Raw genomic sequence first — 2809 nt, 5'->3', positions numbered from 1 at the left:
AAAAAGTGGACATTTCGTCAAGTCTTAAAATTCAAATGGTTGTTCAAACTAAAATGTTTGACTTCTGAATCTCGTCGGAAGTATGGCACACAACGTCTTGCAGCTTGGCGATGTGGCGGATTAAGGAAGCCTAAACATTCGATTAAACACTGACTTTGCAAATACAAAACCAACTTCAAATTAAGCCCAAAACCCGCCATATTGCCAAACTGCTGTTGGGCGATCGGTTTTATTTTCTTAATAAATTTCCTTCTCCATCTTTATATGCACCAGTGAGAATTAGGATAAAGTCGATTAATGTCCAAACTCCAAAACAACCTAATGTTATTAATTGGATAAAACCCATAAAATAATTTTTAGTGTAAAAACGATGAATACCAAATAAACCTAAAAAAAAGCACAATAATAATGTTGTTGTAAAATTTGCATTTATGTCTGATTTTACAATTTCTATCTTTCTTTTTTCTTTTTCTATTTTGATGGATGATTCCTCAATTACTTTTGTAGGTTTTACTGGTTTAGGTTTTGGAAGTTTACTATCTGCAATTTCTTTATGTAATGCTTCAATTTCTTCATTCGTTTTGGTAGTTAATTTTGCTATACAATCATATATGTTTACTAAATGTTGGTTTGCATTTGTAACTTCATATGATTCGTTAAACGTTCCTATTTTTCTTCTTACTTCAACTGTAATTTCAGTTTTGTTTTCTGTTATGGTATTCAGGTTAATGTCAATATAAACACCCATACTTAAAAATTCGGTTGCCTCATAAGTATATTGATTAAATATCTCATTTGAATTTGTGAATTTGTACTTTTTATTAAGTAGACTAATGTTTTTAACACTTATTTTTACTTTCTCAATCGGAAAATCTACTTGAGTTGTTTTTTTTGGGTTTGGGATTGCAAATACTGCCATTTTTTAGATTTTTTATTACTTAATGTTTAATTTGTTGTAAAAATATATGTTTTGAATTTAGAAAACTTACGGTTTTCCTCAATTGCTCTTACTTTAATTCATATCAATTTCTAAAAATGTTCCAGAAAATGGGTCAGTAAATACTAATTTATAATTTTTATTTTTTGAAGGAACTTCAAAAACAACTTTTCCTTTCTTGGCAACATTTGGATTTAATGACATTCCCATAAATGTTTCACCTGGAAATTCTGACAATTCTAATGATGCTGTTCCATCTGGTGAATATCCATATTCTGCTCCACTTTCGTCGGTTAATTTAAAGTATGAATTATCAATATTTATTTCTTTATGGGATTTATTTGTAACTGTCAATGTAATTATTACAAAAACACCATCAGCTTTATTTAGAGTATATAAACCGCCAATAAATTTTTTGAATTTAACTCTTTCTACTTTATATGTTAATGAACCAACATTATAAGATTGTCCAACTGTACCTTTTAATCCTTCATCTTTTGTTGATTCAATAGTCGAGTTCGCAGTTTTTTCAGTTTCTTTTGCTTCTACTTTTTCTTCTGTAACTCCAGAGTTATTTTTTTCAATTTGCTTTTTTTCTTTTTCAATTTCTTCAACTTTAATTAAACTATCAACAATCGGCTTAATTTCATTAATTTTTAAAATTGCGTCTTTATAACTTTTGTCAGAACTTTCTACATTGCTGAAATTTTCTAATGCTTTCTTGTAATTCTTTTTGTTATAATAATCAATTCCTGTTTCGTAATAATTGATTGGGAATAATTTTGAAAGAATTAATAAGACTGTAAAAGTTCCTACAATGCCAATTAATACTTTTTTCCAAAGAGCCATTTTTGGTTTTTGTTCCATTTTTTCGTGTTTTAAGATTAGTAAATTTTGTTCATTCTTTTTTTTTCGGGTTTCGTACAACTTTCGGTTTTCTGTCGCTCGAAACTGTCGCCCAACGGTTTTCGGCTTTGCGATGTTGGGGAATTCAAAGTACAAATGTTCAATTTAGTACAAATGCTCAATAGAATTCCAATGCTCAAATTTAGTACATCAGCCCCAATATCGCAAAACCGATGTTACAGGCTGCCGTATTTGTTTTGTCCTTAATTACTGTTCTTCGTATGTGTCTTCAAATAGTTTTTCTTTTGGTAGCAAGTTGTTCTGGTAGTATTTTATTTCTGCTTTACTAAAAAAGTTGAAATTCATAATTCCCATTGTTCCGTTGTCGTGCCAAATATTTTCTTTATCTTGAATTTGAAGTGTCCACTTAAATGCTTTGCCATTTCTTGAAATCTCTTTAATTCTTGAAATACCTGCCAAAGCGAAAATGAGTTGGTCAAGCATTTCATTAGTTTCTTCCTCATTGTTGTCATAGTGCCAATGAAATTTGTCAAAGTACATTGTATTTTCTCTGTCAGCTGTTTGAATACAAATATCAAAGCCGTCATTATTCTCTTTAAAAATATTCAGTTCATCGTCATTAGCTATCTCAAATTTAATGTTAGGATACTTAATAAGATTTTCAGTAATTGTTGATATGATTTTGTTTACTGTCATTTTTATGCTTTTGTTTTAGTTAATCGTCTGAATGTATTCCAAATGTTCACAACGTCTTGTTAGACTTGAATTACTATCCTTAAACTCAAATTCTAAAAATTGAACAAAAGTTGAAGGTAAAAAGTCTGTTGTTAAATGTCCAAAATGGGACAGTCATTCAACGTCTAAATTTTACTTTGTCAATGTTTGCACTGTCGTTCAAACGGTTGCCTGTAACGTTTTGCAGCTTGCAGAAGTGGCGGATTATGGAAGCCTAAACTTTCGTTTAAACATTGACTTTGCAAGTACAAAACCAACTTTAAATTAAGC

General features: G+C 29.8%; 3 protein-coding genes. All 3 read right to left on the bottom strand.

The annotated features are described in order from the left end of the window. Positions 1 to 229: 229 nt before the first annotated feature. The 3 genes from Q361_RS13285 to Q361_RS13275 all read right to left on the bottom strand — a co-directional run bounded on the left by Q361_RS13285 (position 230) and on the right by Q361_RS13275 (position 2500). On the bottom strand, positions 230 to 919 hold the full coding sequence (locus tag Q361_RS13285; RefSeq protein WP_211290392.1) for a TM2 domain-containing protein: 690 nt from the start codon (positions 917 to 919) through the stop codon (positions 230 to 232). Positions 920 to 1012: 93 nt separating this feature from the next. Then, a complete protein-coding gene (locus Q361_RS13280) occupies positions 1013 to 1804 on the bottom strand; it encodes a DUF4352 domain-containing protein (protein ID WP_146047046.1) in 792 nt (263 codons plus the stop codon). Positions 1805 to 2050: 246 nt separating this feature from the next. After that, positions 2051 to 2500 (bottom strand): hypothetical protein, encoded by a 450-nt coding sequence (locus Q361_RS13275; RefSeq protein WP_103727212.1) that lies wholly within the window; start codon positions 2498 to 2500, stop codon positions 2051 to 2053. Positions 2501 to 2809: the final 309 nt, after the last annotated feature.

The sequence above is a fragment of the Flavobacterium croceum DSM 17960 genome, assembly GCF_002917885.1.
Classification (GTDB): Bacteria; Bacteroidota; Bacteroidia; order Flavobacteriales; family Flavobacteriaceae; genus Flavobacterium; species Flavobacterium croceum.
Note: the sequence above shows the minus strand (reverse complement) of the source record. Positions and strands in the feature narration are given on the sequence as shown.